This is a genomic window from Corynebacterium sp. ES2775-CONJ (assembly GCF_024814515.1).
Classification (GTDB): Bacteria; Actinomycetota; Actinomycetes; order Mycobacteriales; family Mycobacteriaceae; genus Corynebacterium.
The window spans coordinates 178,599-192,244 of sequence record NZ_JANUXT010000004.1 but is presented as its reverse complement, the minus strand read 5'-3'; the positions used below and the strand labels follow the sequence as shown (position 1 = coordinate 192,244).

Here is a 13,646-nt window from a genome sequence, read left to right as displayed (position 1 = left end):
TATGAGGCAGGATGCCTAGCTACTATTCAGCAGCAGCCTTGGTAGGAACCTCGAAGTAGCCCTTGGTCTCACCAGCGAGGCTCTCGATGTTGTAGAAGAAAGAACCGAGGCTCTTGAGGAAGCCTGGGAAATCCTTGAAGAGGTTACCGAGGGCTTCGACGAACTTCTTGAAGTTGTTGAACTGATCGACGATCATAGAAACATCCATGAAAATCTCCTTGTGTTGAAACTGACCGTGAGTCAGTTTGTGAAGCGGATATGTCGTACACCCCTGATGAAGCGGTGTCTCTGAAACTATTGTGCCACAGGATGAGCAATCTACAAATCAAGTTGGTCATAAAGTTTATCCAGCCTGCAAAGATCTCGGTAGGTTCACCTACGTCTCACCGATTGGGCTAAAACTTTATCGACCCGAACATATTGGGTCTCAACTGGGTTTATAAGGTTTACTCACGCAATGATTATAAAGATTTACTCCCCCAACCGTAACGCAGAAGATGCTGGCCACGATAACGCTCCACACTGTGGCTCACCGCGAAAAATTAGTATGAATATTATTCTCCAATACCCCTTAGCGGGGGTGCAATATCCCAGCTAGACGTTCCACACTAGCTCCATCACGTCGCCGAGAATATGAGCAGATTGCTGGGACAATAGGGGGAAATTGCCGGCGTCTAGCACCTGCCTTACCCTTAACTGCAAGAGATGCGAAATCTAAGAGCACTACACGAGTGCATTCCTTGGGGTTTGACAGCACAAAAAGACGCCGTAGAGTCAACCCCTACGGCGTCAAAAGAGCTTTCTAGAACTTAGAAGCCCATGCCACCCATCTCATCGGCACCTGGCATTGCAGGCGCACCAGCAGGCTCAGGCTTATCCGCCACCACAGCCTCAGTGGTGAGGAAGAGTGCTGCGATAGAAGCAGCATTCTGCAGTGCGGAACGGGTTACCTTTACCGGATCGTTAATACCGGCTTCCATGAGGTCAACGTATTCACCGGTAGCAGCGTTCAGACCCTGACCGGAAGGTAGACCAGCAACCTTATCAGCCACCACACCTGGCTCTAAGCCGGCATTGTGGGCGATTTGCTTGAGCGGAGAAGAAAGCGCCTCACGCACAATCTTCACACCTGTAGCTTCATCGCCCTCGAGGCCCATATCAGCATCGAGAACATGCGCTGCCTGCAGCAAGGCTACGCCGCCACCGGCAACGATACCTTCTTCGACGGCTGCCTTCGCATTGCGAACGGCATCCTCAATGCGGTGCTTGCGCTCCTTCAGCTCAACCTCGGTAGCAGCGCCAACCTTAATAACAGCCACGCCACCAGCGAGCTTAGCCAAACGCTCCTGCAGCTTCTCACGATCATATTCGGAGTCGGAGTTCTCAATCTCAGCGCGGATTTGGTTGACCCGGCCTTCGATCTGCTCCGCAGAACCAGCGCCCTCAATAATGGTGGTCTCGTCCTTGGTAACTACCACCTTGCGTGCGCGACCCAACAGCGGCAGATCAGCGGTTTCGAGGGACAGACCCACCTCTTCAGCGATAACCTGACCACCGGTGAGAATAGCCATATCTTGCAGGTTGGCCTTCCTGCGATCGCCGAAGCCGGGGGCCTTGACGGCTACCGACTTGAAGGTACCGCGAATCTTATTGACCACGAGGGTCTGGAGAGCCTCACCCTCGACGTCCTCTGCAATGATCAGCAGTGGCTTGCTGGCGCCCATAACCTTTTCCAGCAAGGGGAGAAGATCCTTAATATTGGAGATCTTGCCAGATACCAACAAGATATATGGGTCCTCCAATACTGCTTCCAAGCGCTCCATATCAGTAGCAAAATATCCGGAGATATAGCCCTTATCAAAGCGCATACCCTCGGTTACTTCTAGGTCCACACCGAAGGTATTGGACTCTTCAACAGTGATAACCGATTCTTTGTTGAGCTTGCCGCCGCCCACTGCGTACATTGCCTTAGCGATCTGGGCACCAATTGCAGGATCAGCAGCGGAGATACCAGCGGTAGCAGCGATCTGCTCTTCGGTCTCTACTTCCTTGGCGTTCTCCAACAGTTTCTTGGTCACCGCATCGACGGCCTTCTCGATGCCGCGCTTAATACCCATGGGGTTGGATCCAGCTGCAACATTGCGCAGACCTTCGCGCACCAGGGCCTGGGCCAGCACGGTGGCAGTGGTGGTGCCGTCGCCAGCGACGTCGTCAGTCTTCTTAGCTACTTCTTTAACGAGCTCAGCGCCGATTTTCTCATAGGGATCTTCGAGCTCGATCTCACGAGCAATGGAGACACCATCGTTGGTGATGGTAGGGGCACCCCAGCTCTTCTCGAGCACGACATTGCGGCCCTTGGGCCCCAAGGTAACCTTGACAGCATCAGCGAGGGTATTGAGACCCTTTTCAAGGCCGCGACGGGCTTCTTCATTGAAGGCAATAATCTTTGCCATAGTGCTTGTTCTCCTTAGAAACGCTTACGTTTTTCGAACCTTTATCTAGCACTCGTGGTAGCTAAGTGCTAATTACGTTCTAGCAGTCAAACTACCACGAGTGCAAGAAAATTCGCTCGCAGCGAAGTCCAAGTTAAGTCCAATCGACTCATATCTATACTCCTACACGGATAAGCGCCGGATGGAAGGTACGTACCTTTCATCCGGCGAGTGACTAGAATGACCCCCATGATAGAAAAATCCACCATTGCACGCGTTCGCACCTATATTGAAGGTCAACGCGAACTCATCTGGGCTGACCTCAAAGCCCTCACCTCTTTCAATTCCGTCCACGGCATCACCGATCTAGCTGCCGATCACGCCCACGCCGGCCAATGGGTGCGCGAACAATTGGAATCCCTCGGCTTGGAAGTCACCGCCTATAAAGAGGAAACGCACTCCCCCATATTTATTGGCACCAAGGAGGCGCACGATGGTGCGCCTACCGTGCTGCTCTACAGCCACTACGATATTGTCCCAGCCGGTAATCGGGAACACTGGGACTCGGATCCTTTCTCCCTCACCGACCGGGATGGCCGCTGGTATGCTCGCGGCGCCGCGGACTGCAAAGGCAATATAGCCATGCATTTGGCCGCGCTACGCGCCGTCCGGGAATTCGGTGGGACCAACGCGGGTCTGATCGTTTTGCTTGAAGGGTCAGAGGAGCAAGGTGGTGCTGAGCTTTCAGCTCTCTTAAGCGAACGCCCCGACCTCGTCACTTCCGACGTGATCCTCATTGCCGATTCAGGTAATGCCAGCGTTGGTGAACCGACATTGACTACCTCACTTCGCGGCGGTGGCCAGATCGATCTACGGGTGGATACTCTGAAAACTCCCGTCCACTCCGGCTCTTTCGGCGGTGCCGCCCCAGATGCCACCGCTGCATTGATCAGAATTATTGATTCCTTCCGCGATGAGTTTGGGCGCACCACGATTGATGGTGTGGACTGTACCGCCACATGGTCAGGCGCTAGCTATGATAAAGATACTTTCCGCTCCGATGCGGGCCTCCTTGAGGGCCTTGAGGTCATGGGCACCGAGGACGACAACCCAGCCGATATGGTGTGGGCGCGCCCTGCAATTTCAGTGACCGGATTCAGCTCCACGGAGGTAGCTGAGGCCGTTAATGCTGTACCTGCTACTGCCGCCGCGCGCCTGAATCTTCGTGTGCCCCCGGGACTCGACGCTCACGACGTGGCCGAAGCCGTAGCTGCTCATGCCCGCGCGCACGCTCCGTGGGGAGTCCACCTTGACGTGGAAATCAGTGATATCAACCAGCCGTTCTCCGCGTCGGTCGACGGGCCCGCAGTTAAGGAATTCAGCCAAGCTCTCTCTGGCGCCTACGGAGATCGGAAAGTCAGCTATATCGGCTCGGGTGGCTCCATTCCGCTATGTACGGAACTCATGGAGATTAACCCCCATGCCGAGCTCACACTCTTCGGTGTAGAAGAGCCGCTGTGCACCATCCACTCCCCCAATGAATCAGTCGATCCCAATGAAATTCGCGATATTGCGATCGCCGAAGCAAGTTTCCTCCTAAGCTACGGGAAGAATTAGGATAAAGGCCTTGAAGAGCCACTCTCTTCAAGGCCTCTTTCGTTTGCTCTTAGGAGTTCGAACTTAGCAGCGCGAGCAACTCAGCGTCATCGTTGACCTGGTGGAAAGCAATTTGGGTAGGAATCACAGCCTTGTCGCGGAATATAAACCTCGGCAGTTTTAAGAGCTGAGACGGGTAATGATAGATATATAACTCCCGGAAGCGCTCCGGGGAGCGCTCCTTCAAAAGCTGAGCTAAAAATCCGCTCAAGCCGCGGGCTACTATATGGATCTCTCCGCGCACTTCGTGTTTATCCAAGAAACGCTCGACCGCGCGGGCTTGTTCGCGTAGGGGGCCAGGGCTAATGGGAGCGATTTTGATAGGGTGCAGCTTTTGTACCAGATCAGTAAAAATATCTGGTCGCTCACGTGGATCGTGCAGGAGGAGAAACATTTAGACCGGTTTTGGTGATTGGTGCGGTTGGTGTAATTCGGCTACGACCATATCCATCGCCGCATCCCAGGAACCGGTGCGTTGGTAGAGCTTTCGTTGGCGTTGATAAGAAGCTCCCGTCGCTATGATCGTGCGGATCCCTAGCAGCTCTTGGTCACACTGTAACTCACGAGCCAGTGGTAACAGCTCCGTCACTAGGGCTTCTAATTCCTCGGTCACTGGGCGTACTGAGGCGTCTTCATCAACGATCAACTCGGCCTCTAAGCCGAAACGCGCAGCACGCCATTTATTGTCTGCCACCTGCCACGACTTCAGAGAAGGTAAGGTCTCGCCGCGCTCAATCATGCGGTCGAAGTGCACGACGAGGCAGTGCGCTAAAGCCACGGTTGCAGCCAACTCAGGGAAATTAGTAGGGGCATCGCACGCCCGAATCTCAATGGTCCCCCATTTACCCGAGGGACGGATATCAAGATGCATGGTACCGGTTAATTCAGTTACCCCAGCCCGCTCTTGGTCGTTCATAAACAGTTCCCATTCCGACCAGTTAGCAAACTGATAGGGCAGACCTGCAGTTGGTAGTTGCTGATATAACATGGTGCGATTGGACGCATAACCAGTATCGCAGCCTTCCCACCCTGGACTCGATGCAGTAAGCGCCAAAAGATGAGAGTACTTAGTCATGAGCGCGTTAATAATGGGCCACACGCGCTCCTTATCGGATATTCCCACATGTACGTGGAGACCCCAGATAAGCATCTGTTTGCCCCAGAATTGGGTGTATTCCACCATCTCGCCGTAACGGCCCTTGGTACTTACTTCCTGATCTAAATAGTGAGCGATGGGGTGTGAGCCAGCAGCCCACAATTCGAGCCCCCGCTCGGTAGCGGCTTCACGCACCGCACGCAGACCTACATCCAGATAGTTCACGGCCTCACCAACGGTTTGGCAAACGGGCGTGACAATCTCGACCGTATTTTGGAGGTATTCCAGCTCGAAACGAACGTCGGTACAGCGCTCACGAGCCTGCTCGGCGATTTCTTCAGCTATAGGCACCAGCTGGTAGGTCTGTGGATCCATGAGAGCAAGCTCCCATTCGACCCCGAGAGTGGGGTGCGCCGAGGCATTGAAACGTTGCTGCATATACCTAGCGTATTTCCTGAGTCAGGACCACAGTGAGCGAACCAGGATCCTTGTATTCTTGAGGTAGATCAGCGGGAGCAGGTGCCGCGTTAGCACCCAGCTTTTGAGCAAGCTCGCGGGCTCCGGCCTCATTGTCGGTGTAGTAAACCGTATTCTGCGGGGCTACGAGCTGGCTCTCGGGAAGATTTCCCACTTCACCAACTTTGAATCCAACGTCATTGACTCGTATTTCCACACGGCCCGCCAACCCTGGTATGAGAGAGTTATTCAACACATTTACTGGCGCGGCTGGAGCGGGCGCCGGTGCAGGAGCTGCGGGCGCCGGTGCTGCTGGAGGAGTAGCTGGGGTTCCGGGGTCCACGGCTCCAGCAGTCCCACCCCGTGGGGTGGCCGGGGCTGGGGTTGCTGGTGCAGCCTCTCCTATATTTTCAGCCCAAGGAACCGGGGCTGGGGTTGCCTCAGACTTCTCCTTGTAAGACGTGTCAGTCTTTTTTACTGAAGCAGGGGTGGTTGTTTCCTTTCGGGCTACGGGTTTCCCGGCAGTCTTATCGGTGTCCGCGACGGGGTATGGAGCTGCCCAGTTATCTAAAGAATCCGAGCGATTGAGCTGGAATACTCCCCACGATGCGAGGAGAAGTGCCACTGCAATCAAAATCATGGCCATTCCGCGCAGGGGAAGCGTCTGACTGGTCTCTTTGTCCATCACATTCATATCCTAACTCGTTGTACCTGAACGCTTGAATCTCTCTTCATCCCTAGTATCCCTTAACCTGCGCAGGCGCGCAGTCAGGAGTGGATATTCTTGCATCATGGCTGGCTGATCAATAATTTTATTCAAAAGTTGATAATACCTAATCGGGCTCATTCCCAATTGCTTTCTAATCGCTTCTTCTTTGGCCCCAAGACTCCGCGGTGCTTGTTGCTCGAAAGCAAGTAGATTACGTGCCTCATCCATGTAATACACTGTATTGCATGACTGTTCGACCTATCGTTATATATGGTACCCCCGTCCTGCACGCTCCCACGGAAACTGTTACCGAACCCGTCTCTGAACTGCAGGAATTAATCGCCGATATGTATGAAACCATGGCGGTTGCACGAGGAGTAGGCCTAGCAGCGAACCAGATCGGTGTGAATAAACGCATCTTCGTATTCGACTGCCCCGATGACCAAGGTGTCTACCACCGTGGGTGCTTTATCAATCCTGTGCTGGAAACCTCCGATATTCCTCTCGGCATGCCAGAAACTGATGGGTCGGATGATGAGGGATGCCTGTCGCTGCCGGGTCTGGGCTTTCCTACTGGCCGCGCCTCATGGGCAAAAGTCACTGGTCTTAACGAACAGGGCGAAGAGGTCAGTATGGAGGCCACTGGTTTCCTAGCGCGGTGTTTCCAACACGAAGTGGGCCACCTCGATGGCTTCGTCTACGCCGATGTACTCGTCGGGCGTTGGAAGCGTGCCGCTAAAAAAGCTATTAAGGCTGAGGGTTGGGGTGCTCCCGGCTCCACATGGATGCCTGGCGAAGATGTCGATCCCTTTGGACACGATGATCTCGACGAGGAATGTGACGAGAACTAATGTCTTTTATCTTTAGGTCCGACTCCCCTGCGGTAGGCGAACGCATCGTCTTGCGTCGTGCTGTGGCCGGGTCTTCGGAGTTAGAGGCTCAAAAAGCGCATACCGATATCATTGGCCATGTCGTCGAGATCAACCAGGGGCACTCAATCACGGTGCGCCCCCAAAAGGTTGGCGGTTATATTTCCTCCAAACCGGTCATCACAGTGCCGTGGGAGGAAGTGCATATTATCAAGAAGTTATCCCCACGTACCGTAAGAAATGCAGATATCCGCGCTCTGGAGTCAGCTTATGCACACAGCGTTGCTTGCGAATATCACACCTGGTCTACCAACAGACAATGGCTCATGCGCGCGGGGAGCCACCACGGCTTAGCCTTCGAATCGGCCATCCCCCTTGGCCCGTCAGCAGCTTTTGGCGAGGTCCCCGTGGCGGACATCCAGGCCTTCTCCCAACACCACGGGGTGCCGCCTCGCGTGTGGCTACCAGAACGGATAGGCAGGCCCGCCGAGCGCATGGTAAAAGATGTCGGACCAGAGATTATCGCCTTAGTACAATCGCTGCACCCGCTCAACGCGGATCGCGCAGCACCCGAGGAGTCTGCGCCTATTCGGCACACCGTGAGGATCGAAACGGCGGACAGTGAACTAGATCTTTGTGCCACTGGGGTGGTCGTCCATGGTTATTTGGGTATTTTCCTCCCCGAAGTAGCGCCACACGACCTAGCTAAAAGCCAGGTGGACGCGGCGATAGCAGCTATCATATCGTGGGGCTCGAGCGTGCAGGCGCATACGGCCTATTATTATATGCACCCAGGTTACGAAGCCCTGCTATCGGTCTTCGAATCCCTGGGTTTTTATGAGCATCACCGGTCGCGGGTGGGAGTTTTGGGCTAGCAGCGCATATCCCTCGTAGAAGGGTTAAACTCTTGGTTATGCGAGTTGCTAATTGGAATATAAATTCGGTGCGTACTCGGACCGAGCGGGCACGCCAGTTCCTAGACCGTCACGATATTGATATCTGCCTGCTGCAGGAAACGAAGTGCACGGACGAGCAATTCCCCTATGATGCTTTCCCCGACTATGAAATCGCCCACTGTGGTTTTGGCCAATGGAATGGGGTAGCCATTCTCTCACGGGTCGGTTTGGATGATATCCAATATCATTTCCCTCATCAGCCCGGCTTTGCCAAAGACCCCCTTGCAGCTCAAGAGGTTGAAGCACGCGCTATTGGCGCCACCTGCCAAGGAGTTGAGGTGTGGAGTCTCTATACACCTCACGGTCGAAGCATCGCCGATGCCCACTATGACTACAAACTGCGATGGCTTTTTGGGTTACGCAACTATGTCGACACTACCTCGGGACCGCTTATTTTGGGTGGCGATTTTAATGTGATCCCCCGCGATGAGAATGTTTGGTCCGTTGCTGCTTTTGCTGGTAAGACCCATATTACGGAACCCGAACGACAAGCCTTCTTTGCGCTAATCGACGCCGGTCTCGAGATAGCCTCGCCCCAAACGGGTTATTCGAATTTTGATTACAAAGACTTCCGATTTGAACGCAACGAGGGTTTGCTCATTGATTTCCAGCTCAGCCGAGATTTAACTATTGGCGATAGCTTTATTGACTTAGACGAACGGCGTGGCAAGGGGGCTTCTGATCATACCCCGGTGGTAGTTGATTATCGGTGAATCTAGACCTCGGATCGTGGCAGACCATCCTGCTCATTATTGATTATTCGATCAAAATTATCGCCATTGGTTTCGTACCCGAGGGTCGGCGCCCCTCATCCTCGACTGCATGGTTGCTTGCAATTCTTGTGCTGCCCTATATCGGGTTGCCGCTCTTTCTCTTAATGGGCTCACCCTATATCAATAGGCGACGCCACGCCGTACTCGAAGAGGCAAATAAACGCTTCTCACAGCGAAAACACATCAGTACTGTTCCCACCTTGATCCCCGAATTGGCATCTATAGTTAGCCTGAATAAGCATCTCACCTCCATGCCCTTGGCGACAGGGATCAATTATGGGGTGCACTCTTCTTTCCACGACAGTTTGAAACGCATGACCAAAGCGGTCGATAATGCGCGCGAAAGTGTGCACGTAGAAATCTATATTGTCGCCTGGGACGAGGAAACTGATGCGTTTTTCCAGGCACTCAGGCGCGCAGTCGAGCGCGGGGTTACCGTCCGACTCCTCTTTGACCACGTGGGGTCGTGGAAATATCCAGGTTATTTCTCTTTAGGCAAACGCCTCGACGCTATAGGCGTGAGATGGCATGTCATGTTGCCGCTGCGCCCGTGGCGGTGGCGATTCCGGCGCCCCGATCTACGCAATCACCGCAAAATTCTCATCGTTGATGGTCACCGCGCCTTCTTAGGGTCGCAAAACCTTATTGCACCGCACTATTTATTGCGCAAGAATCGCCGTGACGGGCGCGAATGGGTAGATATCATGGTGGAAATGGGTGGGCCCATCGTTACTGATATCAACCATATCTTCGCGGTGGATTGGTATCTTGAAACTGAAGAATTATTAGAACTGCCCGAGAACCCCGCTCCAACCCCCGGCGCGGATCACGTCAATATTATGCAGTTAGTGCCCTCCGGCCCAGGTTATGAAACCGAACCTAATCTGCGGATGTTCAACTCGATTATCCACCAAGCAGTGGACCACATTGTTATGTGCTCCCCCTATTTCATTCCCGACGAATCCCTCCTCGAAGCGGTCACATCAGCATGCTACCGCGGGGTCACCGTCGATCTCTTGGTTAGTGAAAAAGGGGATCAATTTATGGTGGCGCACGCTCAATCCTCCTATTACCAGGCTTTATTGGAGGCGGGAGTCAATATTTACCAATATCCAGCGCCCTTTGTGCTGCACAGTAAATTTCTCCTAGCTGACCCATTATCCGAGAATTCCTTGGGGGTATTCGGCTCCTCAAATATGGATATGCGCAGTTTTGGCCTTAACTACGAGATCTCAGTAATGCTCACTCACGGCGATATGATCGAGGATCTCCACGAGATCGCCGTACAGTACCGAGATGCATCTATACCCCTGACCCTGGACGAATGGAATACTCGGTCTCTAGGCAGGCGCTATATTGATAATATTATGCGCTTGAGTTCAGCTCTTCAGTAGCAAACAAGAATAAGCATGATTAATGTGCACGTAGGTATTACGCGCTGATTGAGCGACGTCCCAAACTAGATAGGCACAACGCTCCCGTTGCACACACCGCCATAGACGCCACCATCATAGCGGGTGGATAGCTCCCAAGGGGCGCAATGGCGGAGACAAGCCCTGCCATAAGAAATTGCCCGCACCCTAAAAGCGCACTGGCTGAACCAGCTCGAGCACGCACCGCACCGAGGGCGATGGTCGTGGCATTACCCATCACCACCGAAAGTGGAGCGATAGCGAAAAACAGCGCTGCAAAAAGCACAAAATGATGAGCCCTAACCAATCCTGCAGTGCTGAGAACCCCCACAGCGAGGAGCACAACCACGAGGGCGCCTCGCAGAATTGAGCTCGGAGGATAGCGATCAAGCAATTTAGTGTTGATGAAGCCACCTGACATAAGGCCAAGGGAATTTATGGCAAAAACCAAGGCGAAGATCTTAGGGGAATATCCCATGATCTGCTGGATAATGATGGAGGCGCTGGAGATATAGCTAAAAAGAGTACCAAAGCCGAGAGCAAAGCTCCCGCAGAAGAAGAGGAAAGTTCGGTTACGCGCCACTTCGCTGAAGGCGCTGATATTAAAGGGTGTGCGGGCACTAGGGGGTCGGGTTTCGGGTATGAAGAAAATAACCACCATCATTTGTAGAAAGGCTATAGCCACGAGCACGAGGAAGATCCCGCGCCACGACATGAAATCGATAAGAAAGGCACCTACTACGGGAGCCAGGGCGGGTGCGATCCCACCAACGATCATCATCCAGCTAAAGGCCTTCGCGGCGGCAACCCCTTCCATCAGATCAGGAATGACAGAGCGGGCGAGGACTACGCACATTCCGGCACCGATACCCTGGAAAAATCTGGCGGAGATAAGCATTCCAATGGAAGGGGCGAATGCACAACCTATAGCGGCAACGAGGGCTATACCAGCGCCGGCGATCAGAAAGCGCTTGCGGCCGTAGGTGTCACTTAGGGCTCCTACACCCAGTTGACCACAAGCCATCCCAAGCATGAAGGAGGAGAGAGTCCATTGCACTTTTGAGGTGGCCAGCTCCGCGGCCACCTGGGGCAGCCCGGGCAAATAGAGGTCAATAGAAAAGGGGCCTGACGCTGTTAATAGTGCCAGGGCAAACAGCAAACCGAGAGAAATCGTAGACGTTTTTTGCATCAAAGCCTCAAATTTTCAAGTTGAAGGGATACCGCTGGAAGTGAGAATCTCTATATAACCCTGTGTAAATCTCAGCTGATACTAGGGAAGGGTACCCTACCAAAATTATAAAGCCAGCCCCTGGTGGAAAAGGGGCTGGCTGAGTTTGGGGCTACGAATCGTACTAGGCGTCTCGCAGCTTCACCATAACGGTGCCAAGGATGAGGATGGCGAGCGACCATACCGCAAAATAAAGACCCGAACCTTGGTAGCCCCACACGATATCCTGAATATCCGTGCGCTGTACAAAGGCCTGCATATTCGACATGGGACCGTATTTAACGACCCACGGACCGATTTTCGGCAGCAGCCCCACAATATTCTCCAAGGCAAGGATCCACATCGACATGAGCGCAACCGCGCCCGCAGTTTGGCGCACGATAAGGGCAACGCCCTGTGAGAAGGTCACCATGAGAACGATAACTAACGGCAATACCCACATGAGACGAAGGGCATTATCATCCGACCACACAATGAGCGTTTTGCTCGCTTCTTCACTCGCAGCCCACTTGGCGATGTAGAAACAGCTGATAGTGGTGATAAAGGTCATCACAGCCGCAAAGAGGCTGTAGACGAGCCACTTAGCTACAACCACTTGGATGCGCTGCGGGGTGGCGGCAAAGGTGACCGAGGCATAATTGTGGCGGTACTCAGCGGTAAACACCATAATTGCTTGGATACTCACGATGAATAAACCAAAGGTATTAACAGCTAATACTGCGGCGCTGGCGTAGAGAATGGGAATATTAAATAGTTGTGGCTGTGGGACGGTATTCCACCCCATCAACGCAGCTGTTCCTGCACAGAGTGCAAAAAAGAGCGCAGTAGTCCAGTAGATGGCTTTGGTGCTTATTAGTTTGGTCCACTCTGAAAAAATCGTTTTGAGCATAATCTTTTCCTATGATCCTTCCGTTTGCTGAACGGTCACGGTGGACTGATACTGCACAGCGTCGCCCGTCATGCCCATAAATGCTTCTTCCAGGGATGCCCGCTGCTGGGTGAGTTCCTGGATGAGGTGCCCGTAGGAAAAAGCCACAGCACCGATATAGTCGGTAGTCTGATCTGGAACCAGGAAGATATCGCGACCTTCTTCGTCCTTGCTTTGCATATATTTGATTCCCTCCTCATCGAGATTGGAAGCAAATTCCTCGCTGCGTTCGGTGCGAATTTTCACTGAGGCTGCGGAGTGGCTCTTAATAAAGTCATAGGTAGATTGATCCGCGACCAATTTACCCTTGCCAATGACAATGAGGTGATCGGCGGTTTGTGCCATCTCGCTGAGTAAGTGCGAAGACACCAGAACGGAACGTCCCTGCGCAGCAAGCGAACGCAATAATTCGCGTACCCAGTGGATGCCCTCGGGGTCGAGACCGTTAACAGGCTCATCAAGAATTAGAATCTCGGGGTCACCCAGGAGTGCCCCGGCAAGGCCCAGGCGCTGCCCCATACCTAGGGAAAAACCGCCGGCTTTTTTCTTCGCCACGCCACCCAGGCCCACAATATCGAGGACCTCTTGAACGCGTGCAGTAGGAATACCATTCGCTTGGGCGATCCACTTGAGGTGATTATAGGCCGAACGATTGGGGTGCACAGCCTTAGCGTCGAGAAGCGCACCGACAGTCCCCAAGGGGTTCCTCATAGACCGGTAGGGCTTACCATTTATCAGCGCGGAGCCCGAGGTGGGATTATCAAGCCCGAGGATCATCCGCATTGTGGTGGATTTACCGGCACCGTTGGGTCCGAGAAAGCCGGTTATGATCCCCGGCTGGACGTCGAAGGATAAATCGTCGACAGCAAGGACATCACCATATTTTTTGGTTAATCCGCGAACTTCAATCATTCTTGCCATTCTTTCATACTCTCGCGCACCGCGTCCCAACTCCCCTCAAAAGGCGGGGGATAGGTGCGGTGTGCGACCTTTATCAAGGGAATAATTCTAGCGCCTGGGCGCCAATGTGGGGAATAAGACCTCGGCATTCAGGGAAATGACGATCCACTCAGTTGTACTGCCTCCTCGCACAAGCCAAGAGATTCTGTCCTTACCTGCCTGTGGAGGGAG

The 13,646-nt window shown here is 53.4% G+C and carries 14 protein-coding genes; 5 read left to right on the top strand and 9 right to left on the bottom strand.

Annotated features, from left to right (window positions below; translation table 11 throughout):
- Window positions 1-22 precede the first annotated feature (22 nt).
- A complete protein-coding gene (locus NXT01_RS06420; protein ID WP_259078778.1) occupies window positions 23-208 on the bottom strand; it encodes a PorH family porin in 186 nt (61 codons plus the stop codon).
- Between the two features lie 601 nt (window positions 209-809).
- Entirely contained in the window at window positions 810-2,453 is a 1,644-nt protein-coding gene (groL, locus tag NXT01_RS06415) for a chaperonin GroEL (protein WP_259078775.1), read from the bottom strand.
- A gap of 219 nt (window positions 2,454-2,672) precedes the next feature.
- Here groL and NXT01_RS06410 point away from each other — a divergent pair, with 219 nt between their 5' ends.
- A complete protein-coding gene (locus tag NXT01_RS06410; RefSeq protein WP_259078773.1) occupies window positions 2,673-4,049 on the top strand; it encodes a dipeptidase in 1,377 nt (458 codons plus the stop codon).
- 49 nt (window positions 4,050-4,098) lie between these two features.
- Here NXT01_RS06410 and NXT01_RS06405 read toward each other — a convergent pair whose 3' ends face one another.
- Genes NXT01_RS06405 through NXT01_RS06390 form a run of 4 tightly spaced genes read right to left on the bottom strand, consistent with a single transcriptional unit; the run spans window position 4,099 to window position 6,577 of the window.
- A complete protein-coding gene (locus NXT01_RS06405; RefSeq protein ID WP_259078772.1) occupies window positions 4,099-4,482 on the bottom strand; it encodes a hypothetical protein in 384 nt (127 codons plus the stop codon).
- Complete coding sequence (locus tag NXT01_RS06400) at window positions 4,483-5,622, bottom strand: glutamate--cysteine ligase (protein WP_259078771.1); 1,140 nt, start codon at window positions 5,620-5,622, stop codon at window positions 4,483-4,485.
- Window positions 5,623-5,626: 4 nt separating this feature from the next.
- Window positions 5,627-6,334 (bottom strand): LytR C-terminal domain-containing protein, encoded by a 708-nt coding sequence (locus NXT01_RS06395; RefSeq protein ID WP_259078770.1) that lies wholly within the window; start codon window positions 6,332-6,334, stop codon window positions 5,627-5,629.
- Window positions 6,335-6,337: 3 nt separating this feature from the next.
- Window positions 6,338-6,577: a DUF3263 domain-containing protein gene (locus NXT01_RS06390; RefSeq protein ID WP_259078769.1), complete on the bottom strand. Its 240-nt coding sequence runs from the start codon at window positions 6,575-6,577 to the stop codon at window positions 6,338-6,340.
- A 17-nt stretch (window positions 6,578-6,594) separates the two neighbouring features.
- Between NXT01_RS06390 and NXT01_RS06385 the strand changes: the two genes are divergently transcribed.
- From NXT01_RS06385 to NXT01_RS06370, 4 genes are read left to right on the top strand one after another with little or no spacing between them, the layout of a single operon-like run.
- Entirely contained in the window at window positions 6,595-7,200 is a 606-nt protein-coding gene (locus NXT01_RS06385) for a peptide deformylase (protein WP_259078768.1), read from the top strand.
- Entirely contained in the window at window positions 7,200-8,093 is an 894-nt protein-coding gene (locus tag NXT01_RS06380; RefSeq protein WP_259078767.1) for a hypothetical protein, read from the top strand. Before NXT01_RS06385 ends, NXT01_RS06380 begins: the two co-directional genes overlap by 1 nt.
- Window positions 8,094-8,131: 38 nt before the next feature.
- Window positions 8,132-8,887, top strand: a complete 756-nt coding sequence (locus tag NXT01_RS06375) for an exodeoxyribonuclease III (RefSeq protein ID WP_259078766.1) — start codon at window positions 8,132-8,134, stop codon at window positions 8,885-8,887.
- Entirely contained in the window at window positions 8,884-10,341 is a 1,458-nt protein-coding gene (locus NXT01_RS06370; RefSeq protein ID WP_259078765.1) for a phospholipase D-like domain-containing protein, read from the top strand. The genes NXT01_RS06375 and NXT01_RS06370 overlap by 4 nt, the downstream gene beginning before the upstream one ends.
- Window positions 10,342-10,378: 37 nt before the next feature.
- Here the strand turns inward: NXT01_RS06370 and NXT01_RS06365 are convergent, their stop codons facing one another.
- The 3 genes from NXT01_RS06365 to NXT01_RS06355 all read right to left on the bottom strand — a co-directional run bounded on the left by NXT01_RS06365 (window position 10,379) and on the right by NXT01_RS06355 (window position 13,427).
- Window positions 10,379-11,548 carry a multidrug effflux MFS transporter gene (locus NXT01_RS06365; protein ID WP_259078764.1) on the bottom strand — a complete coding sequence of 390 codons (1,170 nt, stop codon included), beginning with the start codon at window positions 11,546-11,548 and terminating at the stop codon, window positions 10,379-10,381.
- 163 nt (window positions 11,549-11,711) lie between these two features.
- Window positions 11,712-12,479 carry a multidrug ABC transporter permease gene (locus NXT01_RS06360; protein WP_396124764.1) on the bottom strand — a complete coding sequence of 256 codons (768 nt, stop codon included), beginning with the start codon at window positions 12,477-12,479 and terminating at the stop codon, window positions 11,712-11,714.
- A 6-nt stretch (window positions 12,480-12,485) separates the two neighbouring features.
- The gene (locus NXT01_RS06355; protein WP_259079000.1) at window positions 12,486-13,427 is read right to left on the bottom strand and encodes an ABC transporter ATP-binding protein; all 942 of its coding nucleotides are present in this window, start codon (window positions 13,425-13,427) and stop codon (window positions 12,486-12,488) included.
- Window positions 13,428-13,646: the final 219 nt, after the last annotated feature.

Excerpts from the sequence above, each read along its gene's own strand:
- NXT01_RS06385 (WP_259078768.1), top strand. The coding sequence starts at position 6,595 with ATGACTGTTCGACCTATCGTTATATATGGTACCCCCGTCCTGCACGCT.
- NXT01_RS06390 (WP_259078769.1), bottom strand. The coding sequence starts at position 6,577 with ATGGATGAGGCACGTAATCTACTTGCTTTCGAGCAACAAGCACCGCGG.
- NXT01_RS06375 (WP_259078766.1), top strand. The coding sequence starts at position 8,132 with ATGCGAGTTGCTAATTGGAATATAAATTCGGTGCGTACTCGGACCGAG.
- NXT01_RS06365 (WP_259078764.1), bottom strand. The coding sequence starts at position 11,548 with ATGCAAAAAACGTCTACGATTTCTCTCGGTTTGCTGTTTGCCCTGGCA.
- NXT01_RS06355 (WP_259079000.1), bottom strand. The coding sequence starts at position 13,427 with ATGATTGAAGTTCGCGGATTAACCAAAAAATATGGTGATGTCCTTGCT.
- NXT01_RS06380 (WP_259078767.1), top strand. The coding sequence starts at position 7,200 with ATGTCTTTTATCTTTAGGTCCGACTCCCCTGCGGTAGGCGAACGCATC.
- NXT01_RS06400 (WP_259078771.1), bottom strand. The coding sequence starts at position 5,622 with ATGCAGCAACGTTTCAATGCCTCGGCGCACCCCACTCTCGGGGTCGAA.
- NXT01_RS06420 (WP_259078778.1), bottom strand. The coding sequence starts at position 208 with ATGGATGTTTCTATGATCGTCGATCAGTTCAACAACTTCAAGAAGTTC.
- NXT01_RS06405 (WP_259078772.1), bottom strand. The coding sequence starts at position 4,482 with ATGTTTCTCCTCCTGCACGATCCACGTGAGCGACCAGATATTTTTACT.
- NXT01_RS06410 (WP_259078773.1), top strand. The coding sequence starts at position 2,673 with ATGACCCCCATGATAGAAAAATCCACCATTGCACGCGTTCGCACCTAT.
- NXT01_RS06395 (WP_259078770.1), bottom strand. The coding sequence starts at position 6,334 with ATGAATGTGATGGACAAAGAGACCAGTCAGACGCTTCCCCTGCGCGGA.
- groL (WP_259078775.1), bottom strand. The coding sequence starts at position 2,453 with ATGGCAAAGATTATTGCCTTCAATGAAGAAGCCCGTCGCGGCCTTGAA.